Source organism: Pseudomonas chlororaphis, from assembly GCF_001921865.1.
In the GTDB taxonomy this organism is placed as follows: domain Bacteria; phylum Pseudomonadota; class Gammaproteobacteria; order Pseudomonadales; family Pseudomonadaceae; genus Aquipseudomonas; species Aquipseudomonas chlororaphis_D.
Window position 1 is genome coordinate 43,503 of sequence record NZ_MSCT01000020.1, and the last position, 26,791, is coordinate 70,293.

Genomic DNA, 26,791 nt, shown 5'->3' on the forward strand with positions numbered 1-26,791 from the left:
GGTAGCATTCCCTGGAGTTTGACCCGCCTGGAACCCCCAATGTCCGACCGCCTGACCCTGCTGCGTCCCGACGACTGGCATATTCATCTTCGCGATGGTGCCGTGTTGACCAATACTGTCGCGGATGTCGCGCGCACCTTTGGCCGCGCCATCATCATGCCTAACCTGGTACCTCCGGTGCGCAACGCCGCTGAAGCCGACGCCTATCGCCAGCGCATCCTCGCTGCACGGCCGGCCGGCAGCCGCTTCGAACCGTTGATGGTGCTCTACCTGACCGATCGCACCCAGCCCGAAGAAGTTCGCGCGGCCAAGGCCAGTGGTTTCGTCCATGCCGCCAAGCTCTATCCGGCCGGCGCGACCACCAACTCGGACTCGGGCGTCACCAGCATCGACAAGATCTTCCCGGCGCTGGAAGCCATGGCCGAAGTCGGCCTGCCACTGCTGATCCACGGCGAAGTGACCCATGGCGAGGTCGATGTGTTCGACGCGAGAAACTGTTCATCGACGAGCACATGCGCCGCGTCGTCGAGCGCTTTCCAACGCTCAAAGTGGTGTTCGAGCACATCACCACCCGTGAAGCCGTGCAGTTCGTCAACGAGGCTTCGGCCAACGTCGGCGCGACCATCACCGCCCATCACCTGCTGTACAACCGTAACCACATGCTGGTCGGCGGGATTCGTCCGCACTTCTATTGCCTGCCGATTCTCAAGCGCAACGTGCACCAGGAAGCCCTGCTCGATGCCGCCACGAGCGGCAGCCAGAAGTTCTTCCTCGGAACCGACTCCGCGCCCCACGCCCAGCATGCCAAGGAAGCCGCCTGCGGTTGCGCCGGCTGCTACACCGCCTATGCCGCGATCGAGTTGTATGCCGAAGCCTTCGAGCAGCGCAACGCGCTGGACAAGCTGGAAGCCTTCGCCAGCCTCAACGGCCCGCGCTTCTATGGCTTGCCCCCAACACCGATCGCATCACCCTGGTCCGCGAAGAATGGACCGCCCCTGCCAGCCTGCCGTTCGGCGAGCTGACCGTTATCCCGCTGCGCGCCGGTGAAAAACTGCGCTGGCGCCTGCTGGAGGAACACGCGTGAGTGAAGAGCATTTCGACGACGAACAGGAAGGTCACGGCGGCGGCTCGCGTCATCCAATGGCGGCACGCTTTCGCGGTTACCTGCCGGTAGTCGTCGACGTTGAGACCGGCGGTTTCAACTCGGCTACCGACGCTTTGCTGGAAATCGCCGCGACCATCATTGGCATGGACGAAAAAGGTTTCGTGTTCCCCGAGCACACCCTGTTCTTCCGCGTGGAGCCTTTCGAGGGCGCCAACATCGAAGCCGCGGCGCTGGAATTCACCGGGATCAAGCTCGACCATCCATTGCGCATGGCGGTCAGCGAGGAAACCGCCCTGAACGATATCTTCCGCAGCGTGCGCAAGGCCCTCAAGGCCAACGGCTGCAAGCGGGCGATCCTAGTCGGGCATAACAGCAGCTTCGACCTGGGGTTCCTCAACGCCGCCGTCGCGCGGATGGACATGAAGCGCAACCCGTTTCATCCGTTCTCCAGCTTCGACACCGCGACGCTCGCCGGCCTGGCTTACGGTCAAACCGTGCTGGCCAAGGCGTGCCAGGCAGCCGACATCGACTTCGATGGCCGCGAGGCGCATTCGGCTCGCTACGACACCGAGAAGACTGCCGACCTGTTCTGCGGCATCGTCAATCGCTGGAAGGAAATGGGTGGCTGGGAAGACTTCAACGACTGATGTCGTCGCCGTTCGACCCGTGCATAAAAAAACCGGCCAAAGGCCGGTTTTTTTATACGTGAAGCGCGGCTTACAGCTTGCCGGCGTTCTCGCTCAGGTAAGCAGCAACGCCTTCTGGCGAAGCGGTCATGCCCTTGTCGCCTTTCTTCCAGTTGGCTGGGCAGACTTCGCCGTGCTCTTCGTGGAATTGCAGAGCGTCGACCAGACGGATCAGCTCTTCCATGTTGCGACCCAGCGGCAGGTCGTTGACGATCTGCGAACGCACGACGCCTTTGTCGTCGATCAGGAACGCGCCACGGAAAGCCACGCCGCCTTCGGACTCAACATCGTAGGCCTTGGCGATGTCGTGCTTCATGTCGGCAGCCATGATGTACTGGACCTGACCGATGCCGCCGGCATTGATCGGGGTGTTACGCCAGGCGTTGTGAGTGAAGTGCGAGTCGATGGACACAGCAATCACTTCAACGTTACGTGCCTTGAAGTCAGCCATGCGGTGGTCCAGAGCGATCAGCTCGGACGGGCACACGAAGGTGAAGTCCAGTGGGTAGAAGAACACCAGGCCGTATTTGCCTTTGATGGCCGAGGACAGGGTGAAGCTGTCGACGATTTCGCCATTGCCGAGAACGGCCGGAACGGTGAAGTCAGGGGCTTGTTTGCCTACGAGTACGCTCATTGGATATCTCCTGGTGTGATCGAAAGAAGAATGAGATCCAGCCCAGTGTGACGCCGCTAAGCGACAGCGCTATGACTCGATCCCGCTTCATAAGGACCGGCCATCATACACCGTGTTTTTCAGCTGTCCTTAGTGGTTTTTCCATCCCGCCGGCCATCGTCCTGAAAAAGCCGCCTCTCTCGAAGCCGCGGTTAACCGGATAGAAAAACCGTTCGTCAGCCAGACACGAGCCCGACATAAAGCCTCGGGAAACCACTTTGACAATCATTCTCGTTAACATTAAGATCCATCGCATTGAGCCATAACCACAGCGACGGTTCTCACCTTATGTATGTCTGCCTCTGCACTGGCGTCACCGACGGACAAATCCGCGATGCAATCTATGACGGTTGCTGCAGCTATCGTGAAGTACGCCAAGCCACCGGCGTTGCCAGTCAATGTGGAAAATGTGCCTGCCTGGCCAAGCAGGTGGTACGCGAAACCCTCGCCGATCTGCAAAACAGCCAGCCAGCAATTCCTTACCCAGTAGAATTTAATGTTGCGTAATTAACGCCATTTAAAACAGCCGGACTTCATGTCCGGCTTTTTTATGTCTGTAATTCAAGCGCTTAGCGTCAAAACGCGGAACACAAACATTCTTATTCCGATTAATTTTCATATATTATTCAATAACTTAGGTTTGACACTAATCATTGCGCGGCTCAGACTCTGCCCTATACACCGCTATTTACAGGGCAGGACCCCATCATGAAAGGCGACATCACAGTCATCCAGCATCTCAACAAGATCCTTGCCAATGAGCTGGTCGCGATCAATCAGTACTTCCTGCATGCACGCATGTACGAAGATTGGGGCCTGAACAAGCTGGGCAAGCACGAATACCACGAGTCCATCGACGAGATGAAGCATGCGGACAAGCTGATCAAGCGCATCCTCTTCCTCGAAGGCCTGCCGAACGTCCAGGACTTGGGCAAGCTGCATATCGGCGAACACACCAAGGAAATGCTCGAGTGCGACCTGCGTATCGAGCGCACCGGCCACGCCGACCTGAAAGCCGCCATCGCCCATTGCGAATCCGTCGGCGACTTCGGTAGCCGCGAACTGCTGGAAGACATCCTGGAGTCGGAAGAAGAACATATCGACTGGCTGGAAACCCAACTGGGCCTGATCGATAAAGTCGGTCTCGAGAACTACCTGCAATCGCAGATGGGCGACGAGTAACTCCCTACGAGTTTTCTCTCCCATAAAAAAGCCCCGCCTCTCTTACGAGGGCGGGGCTTTTTATTGCATGGGTAAATCCACGCAATCCGTAGGAGCGAACTTGCTCGCGATCAGCGTTATCAAAATCAACGATTACGTCGACGGTAAATACGCCATCGCGAGCAAGCTCGCTCCTACAGGGGATGAGTCAGGCTTCGGTCTTGGCAGCAGCCTTTTCGGCAGCGTCCTTGATCAGGGTCTGCAACTCACCATTGGCGAACATCTCGGCCATGATGTCGCTGCCGCCGACCAGTTCACCGGCTACCCACAGCTGCGGGAAAGTAGGCCAGTTGGCGTATTTAGGCAGGTTGGCGCGAATTTCCGGGTTCTGCAGGATGTCCACGTAAGCGAACTTCTCACCACACCCCATCACGGCCTGAGCGGCTTTCGCGGAGAAGCCGCACTGCGGGGCATTCGGCGAGCCTTTCATGTAAAGCAGAATGGTGTTGTTGGCAATCTGCTCTTTAATAGTTTCGATGATATCCATGGAGCACCTCGGCTGAACTTTCCGACTCTGTTGTCGACACGGTGGCGCATTGTAACGGAAAGCCGAGCACCATGCTCGGCCTCTCCGACAGACTCATCAGGCCGCTTCCACCTTCACCGGCACGCCATTGAGCGCGGCATTGCCCGATAGCTCGTCCAGCTGACGCTCATCGGTCAGGTCGTTGGCACTCGAGCCGGGCTGCGCCGTGGCGATGCTCATCTGCACACCTGGCCGGCCATGCCCCCAACCATGGGGCAGGCTGACCACGCCGGGCATCATCTCGCTGCTGGCCAGGACTTCCACCTCGATCGCCCCGACCCGCGAGCTGACCCGCACCCGCTGCCCGTCGCTCAACCCACGTTGGCTCAGATCATCGGGATGCATCAGCAACTGGTGCCGTGGCTTGCCCTTCACCAACCGATGATAGTTGTGCATCCAGGAGTTATTGCTGCGTACATGGCGCCGGCCGATCATCACCAGCTCACCGGCCGCTGGCGCCTGCAACGCGGCAAAACGCTCGAGGTCAGCCATGATCGCCGCGGGAGCGGCCTGCACCCGGCGGTTCTCGGTTTTCAGGCGCGCCGCCAGATTAGGCCTGAGCGGCCCCAAATCGATCCCATGAGGATGGTCGGCCAACGTTGCCACAGACAGTTTGAGCGCGGACGCCTCGCCATACGACCCCGCCCGCAGCCCTCTGTCGATCATCTGCGCCGGCGCTACCGTCGGTTTGAGTTCCTTGCCAGTGCACTCGGCGAAGGCCCTGGCCAGGCCGACGAAAATTTCCCAGTCATGCAGCGCGCCTTCCGGCTTGGGCAAGATCGCCCGGTTGAACCGGCTGACATTGCGCACCGCGAACATATTGAAGGTGGTGTCGTAGTGATCGTTCTCCAGCGCTGAGGTCGACGGCAGGATCAGATCCGCATAGCGGGTGGTCTCGTTGATGTACAGATCGATGCTGACCATGAACTCCAGGCCATCCAGCGCCTGTTCCAATTGCCGCCCGTTGGGCGTGGACAGCACCGGGTTGCCCGCCACGGTGACCAAGGCCCGCACCTGCCCCTCCCCTTCAGTCAGCATCTCTTCGGCCAGGGCCGACACCGGCAGTTCGCCGCCATATTCGGGGCGTCCGGAAACCCGGCTTTGCCAGACATTGAAATGCCCGCCCGACGTCGCCGCCACCAGATCCACCGCCGGCTCGGTACAAAGCGCACCGCCGACCCGATCCAGGTTGCCGGTGACCAGGTTGAGCAGTTGCACCAGCCAGTGACAGAGGGTCCCGAACGACTGGGTGGAAACCCCATGCGGCCATAACACACAGCCTTGTCCGCCGCGGCGAAGTCACGCGCCAACTGGCGGATCTGCGACGCCGGCACCGAACACAAAGGGCTCATCGCGTCGGCGCTGAAACCGGAAACGGCCTGACGCACCGCATCCAGGCCATCCACCGGCAGATGGCTGTCGCGCATCGCCCCTTCCTCGAAGATCGTATGCAGCATGCCGAACAGCAGCGCGACATCGCCTCCCGGGCGCACGAACACATGCTGGTCGGCCATGGCCGCCGTCTCGCTGCGCCGAGGGTCGACCACCACCACTTTGCCGCCGCGGGCCTGGATGGCTTTCAGGCGTTTCTCCACGTCTGGCACCGTCATGATGCTGCCGTTGGACGCCAACGGGTTGCCCCCCAGGATCAGCATGAAATCGGTGTGATCGATATCCGGGATCGGCAGCAGCAGCCCATGGCCGTACATCAGGTAGCTGCTCAGGTGTTGCGGCAACTGATCCACCGAGGTCGCGGAAAAGCGGTTGCGGGTCTGCAGCAGGCCGAGGAAATAGTTGCTATGGGTCATCAACCCATAATTGTGCACGCTGGGGTTGCCCTGATAGACCGCCACCGCATTGTGACCGTGGCGCTCCTGGATCGCCGCCAGGCGTTCGGCCACGAGCTTGAAAGCCTCGTCCCATTCGATTGCCTGCCATTCGCTGCCGACCCTGAGCATGGGCTGGCGCAGCCGGTCCGGGTCGTTCTGGATGTCTTGCAGCGCCACCGCCTTGGGGCAGATATGGCCGCGGCTGAAACTGTCCTGCGCATCGCCCTTGATCGAGCTGATCTGCAGGCCGGCGCCCTCGACTTCGGTGGTTTCGATGGTCAAGCCGCAAATGGCTTCACACAGGTGGCAGGCACGGTGGTGGAGAGTCTTGGTCATGGCCAGTCTCTGTTTTGTTCTGGGCGGCCAGCGTCAGGCCGCGGGAACAAAACTATGGTGCCAGACCGGCGCCGGCGCCAGAGACGTTCGTCTTGTGAATCGGCCAGCATCAGGCCTGCCGATGGCTCAGTTGGAGGGCAGCCTGGGGGGATCGTCCTGCCGGGCAATCGAGGTCACGCCCTCCACCGGCGCCTCGCCGGCTTGCACACCGCTGAATTCGGCCAGCAACCGCCAGTGTTCGTCCAGCGTGCCGCTGATGGTCATCATGCGGTCGATCATCTGGCGCGCGGCATTGCGGGTGACGCTGTCTTCGCTGCGCAACAGCTCGAAGGACATCGAGGTGATCGATGCCGTCAAGTCAGTCAGGGTTCGTGTCGTCAACCCCAGCAGTTTCTGTAGTTGCTGCTCTTTCGATTCCATTCCAAGCACTTCCCTGTTGCCGGTGCGCCCTTTATAACCTCAGCCCTTTGCCCGAGGAAATATTTCCCACCGAGCCCCCGAGCGACCTGCCTGGCCGCAGGCGCGCCAGCGCAACCTGTACATTGCCGATCGCCCTAAGGTAACCAACAGCCGGCACCGGGAAAATCCAGCTCGCGCCAGCCATATGCCTGATAACGGCATGCCCACCCGGGTTCGTTGCAAAGCGGGCGAGGCGCAGTGTACAAAGAGGCTCTGCGAGCGCTTCCCGACGGAGCAACTCCGACGTAAATCGTCATCGCCGAAACAGGATGAAAACCTAGAAACCAAGCCCCCTATTGGTAAGACGCGACATTTAATTATAAGATCGCGCCTTCCCCTATTTCGTCGCCCCGTGCGGCTTTCGCCGCAGGTCTCGCCCGTTTCTCGATAAGACAAGGCTTTGAGTATCTGCGGTCTGTTGCAAAAAGGTAGTTAATGATGAGCGCAAGGCACTTTCTCTCCCTGATGGATTGCACGCCCGAAGAGCTGGTCAGCGTGATTCGTCGAGGCATCGAGCTGAAGGACCTGCGTAACCGCGGCGTACTCTTCGAGCCCCTGAAAAACCGCGTTCTCGGGATGATTTTCGAGAAGTCGTCTACCCGTACCCGCCTGTCTTTCGAAGCCGGCATGATCCAGCTCGGCGGCCAGGCAATCTTCCTGTCCCCGCGCGATACCCAACTGGGTCGCGGCGAGCCGATCAGCGACTGCGCCATCGTCATGTCGCGCATGCTCGACGCGGTGATGATCCGTACCTTTGCCCACCGCACCCTGACCGAGTTCGCGGCCAACTCCCGCGTACCGGTGATCAACGGCCTGTCCGACGACCTGCATCCCTGCCAATTGCTGGCCGACATGCAAACCTTCCTCGAACACCGCGGTTCGATCCAGGGCAAGACCGTGGCCTGGATCGGCGACGGCAACAACATGTGCAACAGCTATATAGAAGCAGCGATCCAGTTCGACTTCCAACTGCGCATCGCCTGCCCCGAAGGCTACGACCCGAACCCTGAGTTCGTGGCCCGGGCCGGCGATCGGGTGACCATCGTGCGCACTCCGCAAGACGCGGTCATCGGCGCCCACCTGGTGAGCACCGACGTCTGGACCTCCATGGGCCAGGAAGAAGAAACCGCCGAGCGCCTGAAGCTGTTCGCGCCGTTCCAGGTCAATCGTGCGCTGCTCGATCTGGCCGCTGAGGAGGTGCTGTTCATGCACTGCCTGCCCGCTCACCGCGGCGAAGAAATCAGCCTCGACCTGCTGGACGACCCGCGCTCCGTGGCGTGGGACCAGGCAGAAAACCGTCTCCACGCACAAAAGGCCCTGCTCGAGTTTCTCGTCGAGCCGGCGTACCACCACGCATGAGCCAACCATTACTGCTTAACCTGCGCAATCTCGCCTGCGGCTACCAGGACCAACGCGTCGTGCAGAACCTCAACCTGCACCTCAACGCGGGCGACATCGGCTGCCTGCTCGGCTCCTCCGGCTGCGGCAAGACCACCACCCTGCGGGCGATCGCCGGTTTCGAGCCGGTGCACGAAGGCGAAATCCAGCTAGCCGGCGAAACCATTTCCAGCGCCGGTTTCACCCTGGCGCCCGAGCGCCGGCGGATCGGCATGGTATTCCAGGACTACGCGCTGTTCCCGCACCTGAGCGTGGCGGACAACATTGCCTTCGGCATCCGCAAGCATCCGCAGAAAAACCGGGTGGTCGAGGAGCTGCTGGAACTGGTCAACCTGAAGAACCTCGGCAAGCGTTTCCCCCACGAGCTGTCCGGCGGCCAGCAACAGCGCGTCGCCCTGGCCCGCGCGCTGGCGCCGGAGCCGCAGTTGCTGCTGCTCGACGAACCGTTCTCCAACCTCGACGGCGAGCTGCGTCGCAAGCTCAGCCACGAGGTGCGCGACATTCTCAAGGCCCGCGGCACCAGCGCGATCCTGGTGACTCACGACCAGGAAGAAGCCTTCGCCGTCAGCGACCATGTCGGGGTGTTCAAGGAAGGTCGACTGGAGCAATGGGACACGCCGTACAACCTCTATCACGAACCGTTGACGCCGTTCGTGGCGAGCTTTATCGGCCAGGGCTATTTCATCCGCGGCCAACTGGACACCCCGGAATCGGTGCAGACCGAACTGGGCGTATTGCGCGGCAACCGGGCCTACACCTGGCCGGCTGGCGGCGCGGTGGATGTACTACTACGGCCTGACGACATCGTCTATGCGCCGGACAGCGCGCTCAAGGCACGGATCGTCGGCAAGAGTTTCCAGGGCGCCTCGACCCTGTACCGCCTGCAACTGCCAACCGGCAGCCAGCTGGAATCGATCTTCCCGAGCCATGCCGATCATCAGGTGGGCAGCGACGTGGGCATCCGCGTAGCCGCCGAACACCTGGTCTTGTTCCAGGCATCCGGCAGCACCGCCGCGCAGTTGCCACAGGCCGAATCGGGCGTTCGCCGCTACAGCAGCGCCCCTTGACCCCCACGGGAGCCGGCACGCCGGCTCCCGCACCCGCTCAGTCTCCCCGCCAGCGCAGGCCTGATCAGTCGCGGCCGATATCGGCGAATGTCGCCTGGGTGTGCTCGGCCAATACAGCAGCAGAAAGCTCGACCTCCAGCCCCCGCCGACCGGCACTGACGAAGACGCTGGCAAAGGGTTGCGCGCTGTTGTCGATAAAGGTCCGCAAACGCTTCTTCTGCCCCAGCGGACTGATCCCGCCCAACAGATAACCGGTGGCCCGTTGCGCCGCGGCCGGGTCGGCCATCTCGGCTTTTTTCACCCCGGCCGCGTGGGCCAGGGCCTTGAGATCGAGGCTTCCGACGACCGGCACCACCGCCACCAGCAACTCGCCCTTTTCACTGCTGGCCAACAGCGTCTTGAACACCTGCGCAGGATCTAGGCCGAGCTTTTCCGCTGCCTCCAGACCATAGGAAGCAGCCTTGGGGTCGTGTTCATAACTGTGCACCCGATGTTCGGCGCGAACTTTCTTCAGCAGATCCAGTGCAGGGGTCATGGCAACTCCATAGGCAGGAAACGAATAGGGACCGTGCCGGCGATTCTAGGATATCCACCGGCAAAAGGCTCTATTCCAGCCCCCATGCCCCAGCCTCTATAGCGGCAAACACCAGGCCGGCCGTGCCTTTGTCGAAAAACCGCCGGGCTCTCCGCAAGATCATTCACACAACTGATAGTTATAAAGTGACCAATGGTTCACTTTCGACCTTTGACAGCAATCTTTCTTGTCTATATTTTTTCGTTTGCGAATATCATGCGCCGTATCCAATGCCGTACCCAGCAGTAAGCCGCGACCCAGGATGGGGATCCTGCCACCGGTGAAATTCGCGCCCAGAGCCTGCAAGGCCGGCGCCAGACAACAACAAAAACCGAGGTTTCCATGACAACTGCGTTACAACAACCGTCGCTTTCCGGCCAATGCATGGCCGAGTTCCTGGGTACAGCCCTGTTGATCTTCTTCGGCACCGGTTGCGTCGCCGCGCTCAAGGTCGCGGGCGCCAGCTTTGGCCTGTGGGAAATCAGCATCATCTGGGGGATCGGCGTGAGCATGGCGATCTACCTCACCGCCGGCGTTTCCGGCGCGCACCTCAACCCCGCGGTCAGCATCGCGTTGTGCATCTTCACCGACTTCGAGAAGCGCAAACTGCCGTTCTACATCCTCGCCCAGATCGCCGGCGCCTTTTGCGCGGCGCTGCTGGTCTACACCCTCTACAGCAACCTGTTCTTCGATTACGAACAAGCCCACCAGATGGTCCGCGGCTCCCAGGCCAGCCTTGAACTGGCGTCGGTGTTTTCCACTTACCCGAACCCGGCGCTGTCCACGGCCCAGGCGTTCCTGGTCGAAGTAGTGATCACCGCGATCCTGATGGGCGTGATCATGTCGCTGACCGACGACAACAACGGTTTGCCGCGCGGCCCTATGGCGCCGCTGCTGATCGGTCTGCTGATTGCCGTGATCGGCAGCGCCATGGGCCCACTGACGGGCTTCGCGATGAACCCGGCGCGGGATTTTGGCCCTAAACTGATGACATTCTTCATGGGCTGGGGCGAGATTTCCTTTACTGGCGGCCGCGATATTCCGTACTTCCTAGTGCCGATTTTTGCGCCGATCATCGGTGCCTGCCTCGGCGCCGTGGCCTATCGCGGGCTGATTGCCCGCCACCTGCCCAGCGCCGCCCCTGCTACCACGGATACCGAACAAGCCATTGACGGCAAAGTAAGAACTTCTTGAACCCGGCGGCGCGAGGTCCTGCCCAATCCCGACCCCGCGCCCCTGCCCACTTCCTTATTTTCGTCCAAGGCAATCGACATGACCGACCTTCAGAATAAGAACTACATCATTGCCCTCGATCAGGGTACGACCAGCTCGCGCGCGATCATTTTCGACCGCGACGCCAATGTCGTGTGCACCGCCCAGCGTGAATTCGCCCAGCATTACCCGCAAGCCGGCTGGGTCGAGCACGACCCGATGGAAATCTTCGCCACCCAGAGCGCAGTGATGGTCGAGGCCCTGGCACAAGCCGGCCTGCACCATGACCAGGTCGCCGCCATCGGCATCACCAACCAGCGCGAAACCACCGTGGTCTGGGACAAGACCACCGGCCGGCCGATCTATAACGCCATCGTCTGGCAGTGCCGCCGCAGCACCGAGATCTGCCAGCAGCTCAAGCGCGACGGCCTGGAAGAGTACATCCGCGACACCACCGGCCTGGTCACCGACCCGTACTTCTCCGGCACCAAGCTGAAGTGGATCCTCGATAACGTCGAAGGCAGCCGCGAGCGCGCGCGCAACGGCGAACTGCTGTTCGGCACCGTCGACAGCTGGCTGATTTGGAAATTCACCGGCGGCAAGACCCACGTCACCGACTACACCAACGCCTCGCGCACCATGCTCTTCAACATCCACACCCTGGAGTGGGACGCGAAGATGCTCGAGGTGCTGGATATCCCGCGGGAAATGCTCCCGGAGGTGAAGTCGTCCTCGGAGATCTACGGCCGCACCAAGAGCGGTATCGCCATCGGCGGCATCGCCGGCGACCAGCAGGCCGCGCTGTTCGGCCAGATGTGCGTCGAGCCGGGCCAGGCGAAAAACACCTACGGCACCGGCTGCTTCCTGCTGATGAACACCGGTGACAAGGCGGTCAAGTCCAAGCACGGCATGCTCACCACCATCGCCTGCGGCCCGCGCGGCGAAGTGGCCTACGCCCTGGAAGGCGCGGTGTTCAACGGCGGCTCCACCGTGCAGTGGCTGCGCGACGAGCTGAAAATCATCAACGACGCCCACGACACCGAATACTTCGCCGGCAAGGTCAAGGACAGCAACGGCGTGTACCTGGTCCCGGCCTTCACCGGCCTGGGCGCGCCCTACTGGGACCCTTACGCCCGTGGCGCGCTGTTCGGCCTGACCCGCGGCGTGCGCGTGGACCACATCATCCGCGCCGCGCTGGAGTCGATCGCCTACCAGACCCGCGACGTCCTCGACGCCATGCAGCAGGATTCGGGCGAACGCCTCAAGGCCCTGCGCGTGGATGGCGGCGCGGTCGCCAACAACTTCCTCATGCAGTTCCAGGCCGATATCCTCGGCACCCAGGTCGAACGCCCGCAAATGCGCGAAACCACGGCGCTGGGCGCGGCCTACCTGGCCGGCCTGGCCTGCGGTTTCTGGGGCAGCCTGGAGGAACTGCGCGGCAAGGCGCTGATCGAACGCGAGTTCGAGCCGCAACTGGGCGAAGCCGAGAAGGAAAAACTCTACGCCGGCTGGAAAAAAGCCGTCAGCCGCACCCGCGACTGGGAACCGCACGAAGGCGCTGAATAAGCCAAGTCGCGGATTCGTATCGGTTTGTAACTGGTAGGGAGCAGATTCGTACGGCATCATGGGCAAATTTTGCACGGCAGCCCAAAGGAAGCCCCATGAATCTGCCTCCCCGTCAGCAGCAAATCCTCGAACTGGTCCGTGAACGCGGCTATGTCAGCATCGAGGAAATGGCCCAGCTGTTCGTCGTTACCCCGCAGACCATTCGCCGCGATATCAACCAGTTGGCGGAAGCGAACCTGCTGCGTCGCTACCATGGCGGCGCAGCCTACGACTCCAGCGTCGAAAACACCGCCTACGCCATGCGCGCCGACCAGATGCGCGATGAGAAACAACGCATCGGCGAAGCCATCGCCGCGCAGATTCCCGATCACGCCTCGCTGTTCATCAATATCGGTACCACCACCGAATCCATTGCGCGGGCGCTGCTCAACCACAGCCATCTGAAGATCATCACCAACAACCTGCATGTAGCCTCGATGCTCAGCGCCAAGGACGATTTCGACGTGCTGCTGACCGGCGGCAACGTGCGCCGCGACGGTGGCGTGGTCGGCCAGGCCAGCGTCGACTTCATCAACCAGTTCAAGGTCGACTTCGCCCTGGTCGGCATCAGCGGCATCGACGAAGACGGTAGCCTGCTGGACTTCGACTACCAGGAAGTACGGGTTTCCCAGGCGATCATCGCCAATGCCCGGCAGGTGATCCTGGCCGCCGACTCCAGCAAATTCGGGCGCAACGCCATGATCCGTCTCGGCCCCATCAGCCTGATCGACTGCCTGGTGACCGACCAGCAGCCGGTCCCGGCACTGACGCAGCTGCTGAGCCAGCACAAGATTCGCCTGGAAGTCGTTTAGCCCCTCCCCCCTGTAGCCACTGCCACAGGCTGCGTACGACCCGAAGGGGCGCATAGGTTCTGAATCCGCCGAGGTCCTTCGGACCTTGCGCAGCCTTCGGCAGCGGCTACAGGTATTCCCTGCGGCAGGCCTTATGCGCAAGGCTTCGCTACCTTACGTCCGACAATGTTCGTAAATTTTCCTTTCCCCGCCCTTCAATGAGTTTTTTCAATCGAAGTCGACTGGCTGTCGGCTTGTTTCTGCGCTACCATTTTCGCAAATGAACATTCATGTTCGATTTCAAATATCAAAAGAACACGAGGCCCGCCGATGCCCACTTCCACCTTGCCTGTGCCCCCGCTCGCCGAGATTTATGACATTGCCGTGATCGGCGGTGGGATCAATGGCGTCGGCATCGCCGCCGATGCAGCCGGGCGTGGCCTATCGGTGTTCCTTTGCGAAAAAGACGACCTGGCCAGCCATACGTCCTCGGCCAGCAGCAAGCTGATCCACGGCGGCCTGCGCTACCTCGAACATTACGAATTCCGCCTGGTACGCGAAGCCCTGGCCGAGCGCGAAGTGCTGCTGGCCAAGGCCCCGCATATCGTCAAGCCCATGCGTTTCGTCCTGCCGCACCGCCCGCACCTGCGCCCGGCGTGGATGATCCGTGCCGGCCTGTTCCTTTACGACCACCTGGGCAAGCGGGAAAAACTCGCCGGCTCCAAGAGTCTTAAATTCGGCGCCGACAGCCCGTTGAAAGCCGAGATCAGCAAAGGCTTCGAGTATTCCGATTGCTGGGTCGACGATGCCCGCCTGGTGGTACTGAACGCCATGGCCGCCCGGGAGAAAGGCGCCCATGTGCACACCCAGACCCGCTGCGTCAGCGCCCGACGCAGCAAGGGCCTGTGGCACCTGCACCTGGAACGCGCCGACGGCAGCCTGTTCTCGATCCAGGCCAAGGCCCTGGTGAACGCCGCCGGCCCGTGGGTCGCCAAATTCATCAAGGACGATCTGAAGCTGGATTCGCCGTACGGTATCCGTCTGATCCAGGGCAGCCACCTGATCGTGCCGAAGTTGTACGAAGGCGAACATGCGCACATCCTGCAGAACGAAGACCAGCGCATCGTCTTCACCATCCCGTACCTGAACCATTTCACCCTGATCGGCACCACCGACCGCGAATACACCGGCGATCCGGCGAAAGTGGCGATTACCGAAGGCGAAACCGACTACATCCTGAAAGTGGTCAATGCCCACTTCAAGAAGCAGCTGAGCCGCCAGGACATCGTCCACACCTATTCCGGCGTGCGTCCGCTGTGCAACGACGAGTCCGACAACCCCTCGGCCGTGACCCGCGACTACACCCTGGCGCTGTCCGGTAACGCCGACGAAGCGCCGCTGCTGTCGGTGTTCGGCGGCAAGTTGACCACCTACCGCAAGCTGGCCGAGTCGGCCATGGCCCAACTGACGCCGTTCTTCAAGGACATCAAGCCAAGCTGGACCGCCCACTCGACCCTGCCCGGCGGCGAAGACATGAGCACGCCGCAGGCGCTGGCCGAGGCGATCCGCCAGAAGTTCGACTGGGTGCCCAGCGAAATCGCCCGCCGTTGGGCCACCAGCTACGGCAGCCGTACCTGGCGCCTGCTGGAAGGCGTACAGGGCCTGGACGACATGGGCGAACACCTGGGTGGCGGCCTCTATACCCGCGAAGTCGATTACCTGTGCAGCGAGGAATGGGCGATCAACGCCCAGGACGTCCTGTGGCGGCGCAGCAAGCTGGGGCTGTTCACCACCGCGGCCGAACAGGAAAAGCTGCAGCACTACCTGCACAAGGTCGAGCAGAACCGGGCGAAGATCGAAGCCGCCTGATTGCCCTTCCTATAAAGAAGCCCCCGCGCCGCAAGGCCCGGGGGCTTTTTCATGCCCGGAGCATTTCTTGTAGGAGCGAGCGTGCTCGCGAAGAACCCAGGGACAAGGCGTTATCCAGGATGCCCGCGTTATCGTTGACGACCATCGCGAGCAAGCTCGCTCCTACAGGGGCCAAGCCTGCATTCGGTTTTCCGAACGCGACTTTCGGGTCGATTCGGATAACCGGATGAAACGCGCCGGAAATATCCGCCATAAATATTTAATAACCTTTCAAATCAAGGCATTGATGCGGATCAGCTGGCCTGGCACGACTCATGCTCTACACTCTTCGACGAATGCCTGATGCGCCAACACCCATCAGGAGCCGTCAAGGCATTCGCTGTATAAAAGAGCCGTCGAACTGGCTTCATAAAAAAAACAAATGTCGAGGAAATATTGATGCGCATCGTTCCCCATCTGTTGGGCGCAGCCATTGCTGCTGCTCTGATTAGCACTCCAGTCGTTGCCGCCGAACTCACCGGCACGCTGAAGAAAATCAAAGAGTCCGGCACCATCACCCTCGGACATCGCGACGCTTCCATCCCGTTCTCCTACATCGCGGATGCATCCGGCGTTCCAGTCGGCTACTCCCACGATATCCAGCTGAAAATCGTCGAAGCCCTGAAAAAAGACCTCGACATGCCGGACCTCAAGGTCAAATACAACCTGGTCACCTCCCAGACCCGTATCCCGCTGGTGCAGAACGGCACCGTGGACGTCGAGTGCGGTTCCACCACCAACAACGTCGAGCGCCAGCAACAGGTCGACTTCTCCGTGGGCATCTTCGAGATCGGCACCCGCCTGCTGTCGAAGAAAGACTCCATCTACAAGGACTTCGCCGACCTCAAGGGCAAGAACGTCGTGACCACCGCCGGCACCACGTCCGAGCGCATCCTCAAGGCGATGAACGCCGACAAGCAGATGGGCATGAACGTGATCTCGGCCAAGGACCACGGCGAATCCTTCCAGATGCTCGAAGGCGGCCGCGCCGTTGCCTTCATGATGGACGACGCGCTGCTGGCCGGTGAAATGGCCAAGGCTCGCACGCCGAGCAACTGGGCCGTGACCGGTACCCCGCAGTCCTACGAAATCTACGGCTGCATGGTGCGCAAGGACGATGCCCCGTTCAAGAAAGCCGTGGACGACGCCATCGTCGCCACCTACAAGTCGGGCGAGATCAACAAGATCTACGACAAATGGTTCCAGTCGCCGATTCCGCCAAAAGGCCTGAACCTGATGTTCCCGATGAGCGACGAGCTCAAGGCCCTGATCGCCAATCCGACCGACAAAGCGGCTGACGACAAAAAGTCCTGATTCCTGACTAACCTTATCTCCTGAAAGGGCTCGGCCCTTTCGGGAGTCTGTCACTACCTGCTGGCATTTTTTGGAAACACTCGAACCGGTGGTTGTCGAGCCGATCGCGTGTGCCTGGCTGTCATCCGGGCGGGAATGGATTTCCCCAAGCGGGTGCTTGTACATCGATCGATCAGGGGGAGACCCTAATGAATTACAACTGGGACTGGAGCGTGTTCTTCAAGTCCACCGGCGTGGGCAGCGAGACCTATCTCGACTGGTTCATCTCGGGCTTGGGCTGGACCATCGCCATCGCCGTGGTGGCCTGGATCGTCGCGCTGGCGCTCGGCTCGATCCTGGGCGTCATGCGTACCGTGCCGAACCGCCTGGTGTCGGGCATCGCCACGGTCTACGTGGAAATCTTCCGTAACGTGCCGCTGCTGGTGCAGCTGTTCATGTGGTACTTCCTGGTGCCCGACCTGCTGCCGGAGAACCTCCAGGAGTGGTACAAGCAGGACCTCAACCCGACCACCTCGGCTTACCTGAGCGTCGTCGTGTGCCTGGGCCTGTTCACCGCCGCCCGGGTCTGCGAACAAGTGCGTACCGGTATCCAGGCGCTGCCGCGCGGCCAGGAATCGGCAGCCCGCGCCATGGGCTTTTCGCTGCCGCAAATCTACTGGAACGTGCTGCTGCCCCAGGCCTACCGGATCATCATTCCGCCGCTGACCTCGGAATTCCTCAACGTCTTCAAGAACTCCTCCGTGGCCTCGCTGATCGGCCTGATGGAGCTGCTGGCGCAGACCAAGCAGACCGCCGAGTTCTCGGCCAACCTGTTTGAAGCCTTCACCCTGGCCACGCTGATCTACTTCACCCTGAACATGAGCCTGATGTTGCTGATGCGCCTGGTCGAGAAGAAAGTCGCAGTGCCCGGCCTGATCTCCGTGGGGGGCAAATAATGGAATTCGATTTCTCAGGCATCGTCCCGGCCATTCCCGGCCTGTGGAACGGCATGCTGATGACCCTCAAGCTGATGGCGCTGGGCGTGGTCGGCGGGATTATCCTCGGCACCATCCTGGCGCTGATGCGCTTGTCCCACAGCAAACTGCTGGCGAATATCGCCGGCGTCTACGTCAACTATTTCCGCTCCATCCCGCTGCTGCTGGTGATCACCTGGTTCTACCTGGCGGTACCGTTCGTACTGCGCTGGATCACCGGCGAAGACACGCCGATCGGCGCGTTCGGCTCGTGCATCGTGGCCTTCATGATGTTCGAGGCAGCGTACTTCTGCGAAATCGTCCGCGCTGGCGTGCAGTCGATTCCCAAGGGCCAGATGGGCGCCGCCCAGGCGCTGGGCATGACCTACGGCCAGATGATGCGCCTGATCATCCTGCCCCAGGCGTTCCGCAAGATGACCCCGCTGCTGCTGCAACAGAGCATCATCCTGTTCCAGGACACCTCGCTGGTGTACACCGTGGGCCTGGTGGACTTCCTCAATGCTTCGCGCTCCGGCGGCGACATCATCGGCCGCTCCAATGAGTTCCTGATCGTTGCCGGTCTGGTGTATTTCACAATCAGCTTTGCCGCCTCGCTGCTGGTCAAGCGTCTGCAAAAAAGGTTTGCCGTATGATCTCTATCAAGAACATCAACAAGTGGTATGGCGACTTCCAGGTGCTGACCGATTGCAGCACCGAGGTTAAAAAAGGCGAAGTGATCGTGGTGTGCGGGCCGTCGGGCTCGGGCAAATCCACCCTGATCAAGTGCGTCAACGCGCTGGAGCCGTTCCAGAAGGGCGACATCGTGGTCGACGGCACGTCCATCGCCGACCCGAAGACCAACCTGCCGAAACTGCGTTCGCGCGTGGGCATGGTGTTCCAGCACTTCGAGCTGTTCCCGCACCTGACCATCACCGAAAACCTGACCATCGCGCAGATCAAGGTGCTGGGCCGTAGCAAGGAAGAAGCCACCAAGAAGGGCCTGCAACTGCTTGAGCGTGTAGGCCTGGCGGCACACGCCCACAAGCACCCGGGCCAGCTGTCCGGCGGCCAGCAACAACGCGTGGCGATTGCCCGCGCCCTGGCCATGGACCCGATCGTCATGCTGTTCGACGAACCGACCTCCGCCCTCGACCCGGAAATGGTCAACGAAGTGCTGGACGTGATGGTGCAACTGGCTCACGAAGGCATGACCATGATGTGCGTGACCCACGAAATGGGCTTCGCCCGCAAAGTGGCCGACCGCGTGATCTTCATGGACGCCGGCAAGATCATCGAAGACTGCCCGAAAGAGGAGTTCTTCGGCGACATCAGCGCCCGTTCCGAACGTGCGCAGCATTTCCTCGAGAAAATCCTGCAGCACTAAAAACGATGCGGCTCGCCCCCTGTAGGAGCGAGCTTGCTCGCGATGGTCGTTAACGATAACGCGTGCATCCTGGATAACGCGTTGTCCTTGAGTTCTTCGCGAGCAAGCTCGCTCCCACAGGAAGCGGGCGAGCGCTGGTTGACCCAAGGCATCTGTGATGAAATGCGACCCCACCCTCTTTCGCGCCGCGCCGCCATCACTTGCCGTGAAACCCCGCCTGATCCGTCATCTGTTCCTGCCGCCGCTGGTCATCGCGCTGATGATTGGCCTGGGTTATATCGGCTTCTGGATCAGCGAGCACTACGGCATCCGTAGCCTCAGCGAAAACGGCGAACGCCAGCTGGAACTGCATGCCCGCGCCGTCGAGAGCGAGATCAGCAAATACACCTACCTGCCCAGCCTGCTGGAACTCGAATCCAGCGTTTCGCTGCTGCTCAACGAACCGACGCCGGAGCACCGGCAGACGGTCAACAATTACCTCGAAGGCCTGAACCGGCGCAGCCGCAGTCGGGCCATCTACGTCATGGACACCAGCGGCCGCGTACTGGCCACCAGTAACTGGCGCGACGTCGACAGTTACCTGGGCGAAGACCTGTCGTTCCGCGCCTATTTCCAGAATGCCGTGCGCGGCCAGCCCGGGCGCTTCTACGGCATCGGCAGCACCAGCGGCGAGCCCGGCTATTACCTGGCCCACGGCCTGGAAGAACAGGGCAATATCATCGGCGTGGCGGTGGTCAAGGTGCGCCTGGAAGCCCTCGAAGAACGCTGGCAGCGCGCCCGCCTAGAGGCCTTCGTCAGCGACGAGAACGGCATCATCATCCTCTCCAGCGACCCGGCCCGGCGCCTCAGGTCGGTACGGCCGCTGAGCGACGACACCAAGGAGCGCCTGGCACGCAGCCTGCAATATTACTGGTTCACCCTCAACGAACTGGAGCCCCTGGCCCGCGAACGCCTGGCCGAAGGCGTGGAAAAGCTGACCTTCCCGGCCAACACCGAACTGGTGTCCGACGACAAGGAAATCAGCTACCTGTCGCAAACCCGGCCCCTGAGCGACACACCCTGGAACTTCACCCTGCTGACCCCGCTCAAGGACCTGCGCCGCGAAGCTATCAACCAGGGCATCCTGGTGGCCGTGGCCTTCGCCCTGGTGGCCTTCCTGCTGATTGCCTGGAACGAACGGCGCAAGGTGCTCGCCACCCGCCTCGCTGCCCGCGAGGCCCTGCAAGAAGCCAACAACCAGCTGGAGCGCAAGATCGCCGAACGCACCAGCGACCTGCGCGCCAGCAACGAACGACTCAAGGGCCAGATCCGCGAGCGGCGCCAGGCCGAGGAAACCCTGCGCCGCGCCCAGGACGAACTGGTCCAGGCGGGTAAGCTGGCCGCCATCGGCCAAATGTCCACCAGCATCGCCCATGAACTGAACCAGCCGCTGGCCGCCCTGCGTACCCTGTCCGGCAACACCGTGCGCTTCCTCGAACGCGGCGCCCTGGACACCGCCAGCACCAACCTCAAGACCATCAATGAACTGATCGACCGCATGGGTCGCATCACCGCCAGCCTGCGCTCCTTCGCCCGACGCGGCGAAGACCAGGGCCAGGCCAGCCTGGGCAAGGCGGTGGACGCCGCCCTGCAAGTGCTCAACGCACGCCTGGAAAACCTGCCGCTGCAGCTGCACCGCGACTTCAGCGAGGTCCAGTTGCAGATCGACCAGACCCGCCTGGAGCAGATCCTGGTCAACCTGATCGGCAACGCTTTGGACGCCATGCAGGCGCAGCCGCGGCCGCAGCTGTGGCTGGAAGGCGAAAGCGTCGACGGCAAATACCGCCTGCGGGTCCGCGACAACGGCCACGGCATCGACGCCGAGGCGCGCAAGCACCTGTTCGAGCCCTTCTTCACTACCAAACCCGGCGAGCAGGGTCTGGGCCTCGGCCTGACCCTGTCCGCCAGCCTGGCCGCCGCCACGGGTGGCAACCTGGGTGTCGAGGACCCGGCCGACGGCGGTACCGTCTTCGTCCTGAACCTGCCCCTGGTCAGCCCTACACAAGCCGAGCCGCTATGAACAATGAGCTAACCGTCCTGATCGTCGAAGACGACCCCCATGTCCTGCTCGGTTGCCAGCAGGCCCTGGCCCTGGAAGACATTCCCTGCCTCGGCGTGGGCAGCGCCGAGGAAGCCCTGGAGCGGGTCGGCGACAACTTCGCCGGCATCGTCATCAGCGACATCCGCCTGCCGGGCATCGACGGCCTGGAGCTGCTGACCCGCCTCAAGGCCCGCGACCGCAGCCTGCCGGTGGTGCTGATCACCGGCCACGGCGATATCTCCATGGCCGTCGGCGCGATGCAGAAAGGCGCCTATGACTTCATGGAAAAACCCTTTTCCCCCGAGCGCCTGGTGGACGTCGCCCGCCGCGCCCTGGAGCAGCGCGGACTGGCCCGGGAAGTGTCGTCGCTGCGCCGCCAGCTGGCCGAGCGCGACTCCCTCGAAGGGCGGATTATCGGCCGCTCGCCGGCCATGCAGCACCTGCGGGAGCTGATCGCCAACGTCGCCGACACCTCGGCCAACGTACTGATCGAAGGCGAGACCGGTACCGGCAAGGAACTGGTCGCCCGCTGCCTGCACGACTTCAGCCGCCGCCACACCCACCAGTTCGTCGCCCTGAACTGCGGCGGCCTGCCGGAGAACCTGTTCGAAAGCGAGATCTTCGGCCACGAGGCCAACGCCTTCACCGGCGCCGGCAAACGGCGCATCGGCAAGATCGAGCATGCCCACGAAGGCACGCTGTTCCTAGACGAAGTGGAAAGCATGCCGATGAACCTGCAGATCAAGCTGCTGCGGGTGTTGCAGGAGCGCACCCTGGAGCGCCTGGGTTCGAACCAGAGCGTGGCGGTGGATTGCCGGGTGATCGCGGCGACCAAGTCCGACCTCGACGAGCTGGGACGGGCCAATCAGTTTCGCAGCGACCTGTATTACCGCCTGAACGTGGTGACCCTGGAGTTGCCGCCGCTGCGCGAGCGCCGCGAAGACATCCTGCAACTGTTCGAGCACTTCCTGCAGCAGTCGTCCCTGCGTTTCGACCGCGCCGCGCCGGAGCTGGACAACCAGACCCTGTCGCACCTGATGAGCCACGACTGGCCGGGCAACGTGCGCGAGTTGCGCAACGTCGCCGAACGTTTTGCCCTGGGGCTGCCGGCGTTCAAGAAGTCCAGCGGCAACGCGGCGCAGGGCCTGGGGTTCGCCGAGGCGGTCGAGGCCTTCGAGCGCAACCTGCTGGGCGATGCCTTGCAGCGCAGCGGCGGCAACCTGACCCAGGCCAGCCAGGAACTGGGGATGGCCAAGACCACGCTGTTCGACAAGGTCAAGAAATACGGCCTGAGCCACTAACCCGAAACCCGAGAGAAACGACCGTGGATCTATTGCTCAAAGCCGCCCTGGGCGCCGCCGTGGTGGTGATCCTCGCCGCCCTGGCCAAGACCCGGAACTACTACATCGCCGGCCTGGTGCCGCTGTTCCCGACCTTCGCCCTGATCGCCCACTACATCGTCGGCAAGGGCCGCTCCGTCGACGACCTGAAGACCACCATCGTCTTCGGCATGTGGTCGATCATTCCCTATTTCGTGTACCTGGCGACCCTCTACGTAATGGTCGACCGCTTGCGCCTGGAAGCCTCGCTGGCGGTGGCCGCGGTGGCCTGGCTGATGGCCGCGACCGTGCTGGTCAGCGTCTGGGTGCGGGTGCACGCCTGAGATTCGCGGCGCCTTGACGCCCTTTCGCGAGCAAGCTCGCTCCTACACAGGGAGCACGTGCGTTAACCCGGACGCTGTCCACCTGTAGGAGCGAGCTTGCTCGCGATAGCGTCCGACCGGCCTGCCACATCCCTGGCCCGGCCCTTGCATTTACCCCGTAAAGCCCGCTCTGCCTGCGTTCGCGACCTGCGACGCCGGTTTTTTCGAGGGGCGCTGCCATGGGTAAAGCCTGTTTTGAATATTCTCGATCTCGACCACAGCCTGACCGTCCAGGAGCCCGTCATGCGCCGGCTGCGTAGTGGCCAGGCACGCCGCCTGGACCTTTTGGACCTGGGCCCGAAACTGCGCCTCTGGAGCACGGAACGCACCTACCGCACGTTCGCCGAACGCCTGCGCCAGCGGCCCGCCCACAGCGGCCCGCAGCCGGAAATCTTCTTCGTCGGCTCCGGCGACTACCACCACCTGACCCCGGCTTTTCTCGCCGGCCTGCAAGAGCCGGTCAGCCTGATCCACTTCGACAACCACCCCGACTGGGTGCGCTTCGCGCCGCGCCGGCACTGCGGTTCCTGGGTCAACCGGGCGCTACAACTGCCGCAGATCCAGCGCATCATCACCCTCGGGCCATGCAGCGACGACCTGCACAATCCGCAGCTGCGCGGCGGCAACCTCGGCGCACTGCGCCACGGCAAGCTGCAGCTGTTCCCCTGGCAACACGAGCCTTCCAAGGTCTGGGGCCGGGTCGGCGACGGCGCCGGGCACCGGCAGCAGGAAAACCACTTGTACTGGCGCAACCTGGCCGAACTCGACTGGCAGACGTTCCTCGACCAGATGATCGACAACCTGCCCACCACGGCGGTCTGGATCACCATCGACAAGGACGTGCTGGCCAGCGCCGACGCCGCCACCAACTGGGACCAGGGCAACATGCGCCTGAGCCACCTGCTGCTGGCCCTGCGCAACCTGGCGCTGCGCAAGCGCATCCTCGGCATCGACGTCTGCGGCGAGTTCGCCGCGCCGGCCTTCAGCAACGCCTTCAAACGCTGGGAGGCGCGCTCCGACCAGCCGCCGGCCGAACGCTGGAATGAAGCCGACCTGCTGCGCAACTCGACCACCAACGAAGCCCTGATGGCGCTGTTCGAGGAGCTGTTCCCGTGACCCTGACCGTCATTTTGCTCGTGGCTTTCTCCATCGTCCTGGACGTGATCGGCCAGCTCTGTTTCAAGCTCGGCCTGGACCGCCTGCCGGAGCTCGAAGGCGGCTTCCGGCTCAATGCCTTCTGGGGCCAGGTGTTCAACGCGCCGTTGCTGTGGTGCGGGATCGGCGCCTATGTGATCGAGTTTTTCGTCTGGCTCGAGGCCCTGTCTCGCGCACCGCTGAGCCTGCTGTTCCCGGCGGCGGCCCTGGCCTATTGCGGGGTGGTGCTGGCCGGCAAGGTGATCCTCGGCGAAAGCGTCAGCCGCCGGCGCTGGCTCGGCACCCTGGTCATCACCCTCGGCGTGATGCTGGTGTGCGTCGCCAGCGCTTGAACCCTATCGACGATTCACAAGGATATTTTCCATGACTGCACAGACTCACGACTGGCTTCACGGGCGCTTCGGCACGATCGTGCTCTGGGCCTTGCTGATCGGCTTCGAAAGCGCCGGCCAGATCGCCACCAAGGTCGGCGGCGATCAATTGGGCCAGATGGATTTCAACCTGCAATGGCTGGCCGCGGTAGCCGCCAACCCGGGCGTGCTGCTGGCCATCGCCTGCTACATCGGCGCGTTCTTCGTGTGGATGCTGATCCTGCGGCGCAGCAGCCTGTCCCTGGCGTTCCCCCTGAGCTCGCTGGTGTTCGTGGTGGTGCTGCTCGGCTCCTGGCTGGGCCTGGGCGAGCAGATCAGCCTGCTGCACTGGGTCGGGGTCTTCGTGATCATCGGCGGCATCGCCCTGCTGGCCGAGGGCGAGGAAGCCTAGGAAATGCGCTGCCTTATGTAGCCGCTGCCGCAGGCTGCGATCGACTTGGGCGGCACTCCGACGCAGCAGGCGTTGCTCTTGAAGGCCTAGGAAGGTCCTTCGGACCTTATCGCAGCCTGCGGCAGCGGCTACAGGTATGCGGGCGTCAGCGCTTTGAGTGTTTCAGCAGAAACCCCAGGCCGTGGGACACCGGGATCACCTTGACCCCTGCCGCGCGCTGCTGCTCGCGGATCTCGCGGTGGAAGGCCTTGACCCGGGTCCAGTGCATCTTCGGCCGGTAGTGGTGTTCGGCGTGATAGCCGTTGTTCATCCAGATCAGGTTGTAGAGCGGGCTGTAGCTGCTCACGCCCCAGGCGATCGGCAGGTCGGGGTTGCCGCCCAGGTGCTCGTAGTAGCCGTTGAGCGACGACAGGCACTGCCCCAGGTACCAGAACGGCAGCAGCGCCAGCACCGCGTGCCAGTCGTAGAGCGCCAGCGCCGCATACCCCAGCAGCGTCACGCCGATTTCCACCTTGACCCAACGCGCGTCCGCCGGGCGCTTGCGCTGCATTTCCTGGTAGATGGCCTTGGGGTCGTCGCGGAAAAAACTCAGGAAGGTATAGGCCCAGACATTGTCCGGCTGGCCGTCGTGGCCATGCAGGTAGATCGACAGCGGGTCGATCGTGTTGCCATCCGCCCCGGGCCGGTCCGAGTTGCCGCGGTGATGGCGGTTATGGATGTCGCGGTACAGGGTCTGGGAAAAGCCGATGGTCACCGACAGCAGCAGATCGAAGCCGCGGTTCAGCCTGGGAATACTGAAATAGGCGTTGTGGATCTGGTTGTGGGAAATGCTGTTGATGCTCCACGACAGGCTGATCGCATACAGCGTCGCGGCCGGCAGGATCACCCACCAGGACAGGCTGTGGAAGGCCAGCACCAGCCACAGGACAAAGGATAAATGCGCCACGGCCATCGCGATCGGGACAAGGTCCCACAGCGAATGGGCGAGCAGGCGATAAGCGGGACGAGCCATGCGGGACTACCTGAAAAAATGGATTCAGGACGGCTACTGCAAAGGCCGGACCAGCCTGGCTTTTTCGGCTTTTGGTAGGAGCGAGGCTTGCCCGCGATGAACGATAACGCGGTGTTTCAGACACCATGCGTCGTCTGCATCGCGGGCAAGCCTCGCTCCTACAGGGCTCAGAAATGGTAGCTGAGGGCCGTCTGCACCTGGCCCTGGTTGACCTCGCCGCGCTCGCGCACCAGGGTGCTGTCGGCGGCCGAGCCGGTCAGGTGGATCCAGCTGGCGCTGGTCATCCACGACCAGTTGCCACCCAGGGGCACTTGCAGGTTCTGGGTCAGGGTCAGGTTCTGCAGGCCACCGCCAGCGTTGTAGCGGTCGATGCCCGAGGACAGGGATTCCGCGTCGCTGACGCCGAAGAACGTCTGGGTCTGGCGCGCGTCGGCGAAATGCGCGGTGAGGCTATTGCTGCCGATGATGCCCAGGCCCAGCGGATAACCGATTTCGCCGCCGACCTTGCCCAGCAGGCCGCCCTGGCCGGAGCCCCCGGCCACCGCGCTGCCAAGGGAGGCGAACAGGCGCCAGAAATCGTCCGGCGCGTACTGGATGTAGCCGCCGACATCGGCCATGTTCGGCACGTCCCGCAGGCCGCGCAGCGAGCCGTTGGCGTTACGCCCCGGCAGGTAATTGATGTAGGGCCCGGCGCTGAAGCCATTGGCCTTGAAGGCGTCCCAGGTCAGGCCGTCGTCGGTGTCGAGGCTGACATCGCCCCACTCCAGGTCGACATAGGGCAAGGGCACCGTGTCATGGCGGCTGCCGCTGGGGTCGTGGGGCTGGTAACCGAGGCCCAGGCCCACCTCGCCGCCCAATCCTTCAGGGAGCCAATTCCCGGCGCAAGCCGTGCAGGCAGCCCCCAACGACAGCAGGCCGGCAAGCAGGGCGGAACGTGTGGAACTGAACATGGCGCGGGTTTCCTGGAGTGAAGATGCGCGCATCAATCCCCATCACCGCCCCTCCCTGCAAGCACTGATGTTGTTTGTAGCGAGCTACA

The 26,791-nt window shown here is 62.4% G+C and carries 25 protein-coding genes and 2 pseudogenes; 20 read left to right on the forward strand and 7 right to left on the reverse strand.

Annotated features, from left to right (window positions below; translation table 11 throughout):
- The first annotated feature begins 39 nt into the window (after positions 1–39).
- A pseudogene (pyrC, locus tag BTN82_RS23170) lies at positions 40–1,084 on the forward strand (dihydroorotase).
- Positions 1,081–1,752 carry a ribonuclease T gene (rnt, locus tag BTN82_RS23175; RefSeq protein ID WP_075121423.1) on the forward strand — a complete coding sequence of 224 codons (672 nt, stop codon included), beginning with the start codon at positions 1,081–1,083 and terminating at the stop codon, positions 1,750–1,752. Before pyrC ends, rnt begins: the two are co-directional and overlap by 4 nt.
- 70 nt (positions 1,753–1,822) lie before the next feature.
- Here the strand turns inward: rnt and BTN82_RS23180 are convergent, their stop codons facing one another.
- Positions 1,823–2,425, reverse strand: a complete 603-nt coding sequence (locus BTN82_RS23180; RefSeq protein WP_007922432.1) for a peroxiredoxin — start codon at positions 2,423–2,425, stop codon at positions 1,823–1,825.
- 327 nt (positions 2,426–2,752) lie between these two features.
- On the opposite strand from BTN82_RS23180, the gene BTN82_RS23185 reads away from it, so the two are divergent.
- Both BTN82_RS23185 and bfr read left to right on the forward strand, forming a co-directional pair.
- Complete coding sequence (locus BTN82_RS23185; RefSeq protein WP_075121424.1) at positions 2,753–2,971, forward strand: bacterioferritin-associated ferredoxin; 219 nt, start codon at positions 2,753–2,755, stop codon at positions 2,969–2,971.
- 201 nt (positions 2,972–3,172) lie between these two features.
- A complete protein-coding gene (gene bfr / locus BTN82_RS23190) occupies positions 3,173–3,646 on the forward strand; it encodes a bacterioferritin (protein ID WP_009050554.1) in 474 nt (157 codons plus the stop codon).
- Between the two features lie 187 nt (positions 3,647–3,833).
- Here bfr and grxD read toward each other — a convergent pair whose 3' ends face one another.
- The 3 genes and pseudogenes from grxD to BTN82_RS23205 form a co-directional block, all read right to left on the reverse strand.
- Entirely contained in the window at positions 3,834–4,172 is a 339-nt protein-coding gene (gene grxD, locus BTN82_RS23195; RefSeq protein ID WP_075121425.1) for a Grx4 family monothiol glutaredoxin, read from the reverse strand.
- A gap of 96 nt (positions 4,173–4,268) precedes the next feature.
- A pseudogene (locus BTN82_RS23200) lies at positions 4,269–6,376 on the reverse strand (molybdopterin oxidoreductase family protein).
- Between the two features lie 126 nt (positions 6,377–6,502).
- On the reverse strand, positions 6,503–6,796 hold the full coding sequence (locus BTN82_RS23205) for a hypothetical protein (protein ID WP_075121426.1): 294 nt from the start codon (positions 6,794–6,796) through the stop codon (positions 6,503–6,505).
- Between the two features lie 477 nt (positions 6,797–7,273).
- On the opposite strand from BTN82_RS23205, the gene argF reads away from it, so the two are divergent.
- Both argF and BTN82_RS23215 read left to right on the forward strand, forming a co-directional pair.
- The gene (gene argF, locus BTN82_RS23210) at positions 7,274–8,194 is read left to right on the forward strand and encodes an ornithine carbamoyltransferase (protein ID WP_075121427.1); all 921 of its coding nucleotides are present in this window, start codon (positions 7,274–7,276) and stop codon (positions 8,192–8,194) included.
- Complete coding sequence (locus BTN82_RS23215) at positions 8,191–9,300, forward strand: ABC transporter ATP-binding protein (RefSeq protein WP_075121428.1); 1,110 nt, start codon at positions 8,191–8,193, stop codon at positions 9,298–9,300. The genes argF and BTN82_RS23215 overlap by 4 nt, the downstream gene beginning before the upstream one ends.
- Positions 9,301–9,364: 64 nt before the next feature.
- Here BTN82_RS23215 and ybaK read toward each other — a convergent pair whose 3' ends face one another.
- Positions 9,365–9,835, reverse strand: a complete 471-nt coding sequence (ybaK, locus tag BTN82_RS23220; protein ID WP_075121429.1) for a Cys-tRNA(Pro) deacylase — start codon at positions 9,833–9,835, stop codon at positions 9,365–9,367.
- A 381-nt stretch (positions 9,836–10,216) separates the two neighbouring features.
- Here ybaK and BTN82_RS23225 point away from each other — a divergent pair, with 381 nt between their 5' ends.
- The 14 genes from BTN82_RS23225 to BTN82_RS23290 all read left to right on the forward strand — a co-directional run bounded on the left by BTN82_RS23225 (position 10,217) and on the right by BTN82_RS23290 (position 24,740).
- The gene (locus BTN82_RS23225) at positions 10,217–11,068 is read left to right on the forward strand and encodes an MIP/aquaporin family protein (RefSeq protein WP_075121430.1); all 852 of its coding nucleotides are present in this window, start codon (positions 10,217–10,219) and stop codon (positions 11,066–11,068) included.
- Between the two features lie 78 nt (positions 11,069–11,146).
- Positions 11,147–12,652 (forward strand): glycerol kinase GlpK, encoded by a 1,506-nt coding sequence (gene glpK, locus BTN82_RS23230; RefSeq protein ID WP_075121431.1) that lies wholly within the window; start codon positions 11,147–11,149, stop codon positions 12,650–12,652.
- Between the two features lie 95 nt (positions 12,653–12,747).
- Positions 12,748–13,503, forward strand: a complete 756-nt coding sequence (locus BTN82_RS23235; protein ID WP_075121432.1) for a DeoR/GlpR family transcriptional regulator — start codon at positions 12,748–12,750, stop codon at positions 13,501–13,503.
- Positions 13,504–13,812: 309 nt separating this feature from the next.
- Positions 13,813–15,351 (forward strand): glycerol-3-phosphate dehydrogenase, encoded by a 1,539-nt coding sequence (glpD, locus tag BTN82_RS23240; RefSeq protein WP_075121433.1) that lies wholly within the window; start codon positions 13,813–13,815, stop codon positions 15,349–15,351.
- 438 nt (positions 15,352–15,789) lie between these two features.
- Positions 15,790–16,704, forward strand: a complete 915-nt coding sequence (locus BTN82_RS23245; protein ID WP_075121434.1) for a glutamate/aspartate ABC transporter substrate-binding protein — start codon at positions 15,790–15,792, stop codon at positions 16,702–16,704.
- Positions 16,705–16,892: 188 nt separating this feature from the next.
- Positions 16,893–17,639, forward strand: a complete 747-nt coding sequence (locus BTN82_RS23250) for an amino acid ABC transporter permease (protein ID WP_075121435.1) — start codon at positions 16,893–16,895, stop codon at positions 17,637–17,639.
- Positions 17,639–18,310, forward strand: coding sequence for an amino acid ABC transporter permease (locus BTN82_RS23255; RefSeq protein WP_075121436.1), 672 nt, complete (start codon positions 17,639–17,641; stop codon positions 18,308–18,310). The genes BTN82_RS23250 and BTN82_RS23255 overlap by 1 nt, the downstream gene beginning before the upstream one ends.
- On the forward strand, positions 18,307–19,041 hold the full coding sequence (locus BTN82_RS23260) for an amino acid ABC transporter ATP-binding protein (RefSeq protein ID WP_075121437.1): 735 nt from the start codon (positions 18,307–18,309) through the stop codon (positions 19,039–19,041). Before BTN82_RS23255 ends, BTN82_RS23260 begins: the two co-directional genes overlap by 4 nt.
- Positions 19,042–19,198: 157 nt before the next feature.
- The gene (locus BTN82_RS23265; RefSeq protein WP_075121438.1) at positions 19,199–21,100 is read left to right on the forward strand and encodes a sensor histidine kinase; all 1,902 of its coding nucleotides are present in this window, start codon (positions 19,199–19,201) and stop codon (positions 21,098–21,100) included.
- Positions 21,097–22,422, forward strand: coding sequence for a sigma-54-dependent transcriptional regulator (locus BTN82_RS23270; RefSeq protein ID WP_075121439.1), 1,326 nt, complete (start codon positions 21,097–21,099; stop codon positions 22,420–22,422). The genes BTN82_RS23265 and BTN82_RS23270 overlap by 4 nt, the downstream gene beginning before the upstream one ends.
- Positions 22,423–22,454: 32 nt before the next feature.
- Positions 22,455–22,784, forward strand: coding sequence for a GlpM family protein (locus BTN82_RS23275; protein WP_186828450.1), 330 nt, complete (start codon positions 22,455–22,457; stop codon positions 22,782–22,784).
- A 234-nt stretch (positions 22,785–23,018) separates the two neighbouring features.
- Positions 23,019–23,939, forward strand: coding sequence for an arginase (locus BTN82_RS23280; RefSeq protein ID WP_075121441.1), 921 nt, complete (start codon positions 23,019–23,021; stop codon positions 23,937–23,939).
- Positions 23,936–24,310 (forward strand): EamA family transporter, encoded by a 375-nt coding sequence (locus BTN82_RS23285; protein ID WP_075121442.1) that lies wholly within the window; start codon positions 23,936–23,938, stop codon positions 24,308–24,310. Before BTN82_RS23280 ends, BTN82_RS23285 begins: the two co-directional genes overlap by 4 nt.
- 31 nt (positions 24,311–24,341) lie before the next feature.
- On the forward strand, positions 24,342–24,740 hold the full coding sequence (locus BTN82_RS23290; RefSeq protein WP_075121443.1) for an EamA family transporter: 399 nt from the start codon (positions 24,342–24,344) through the stop codon (positions 24,738–24,740).
- A 145-nt stretch (positions 24,741–24,885) separates the two neighbouring features.
- On the opposite strand, the gene BTN82_RS23295 is transcribed toward BTN82_RS23290, so the two are convergent.
- Both BTN82_RS23295 and BTN82_RS23300 read right to left on the reverse strand, forming a co-directional pair.
- A complete protein-coding gene (locus BTN82_RS23295) occupies positions 24,886–25,752 on the reverse strand; it encodes a fatty acid desaturase family protein (protein WP_075121444.1) in 867 nt (288 codons plus the stop codon).
- 167 nt (positions 25,753–25,919) lie between these two features.
- The gene (locus BTN82_RS23300) at positions 25,920–26,702 is read right to left on the reverse strand and encodes a MipA/OmpV family protein (RefSeq protein ID WP_075121445.1); all 783 of its coding nucleotides are present in this window, start codon (positions 26,700–26,702) and stop codon (positions 25,920–25,922) included.
- Positions 26,703–26,791: the final 89 nt, after the last annotated feature.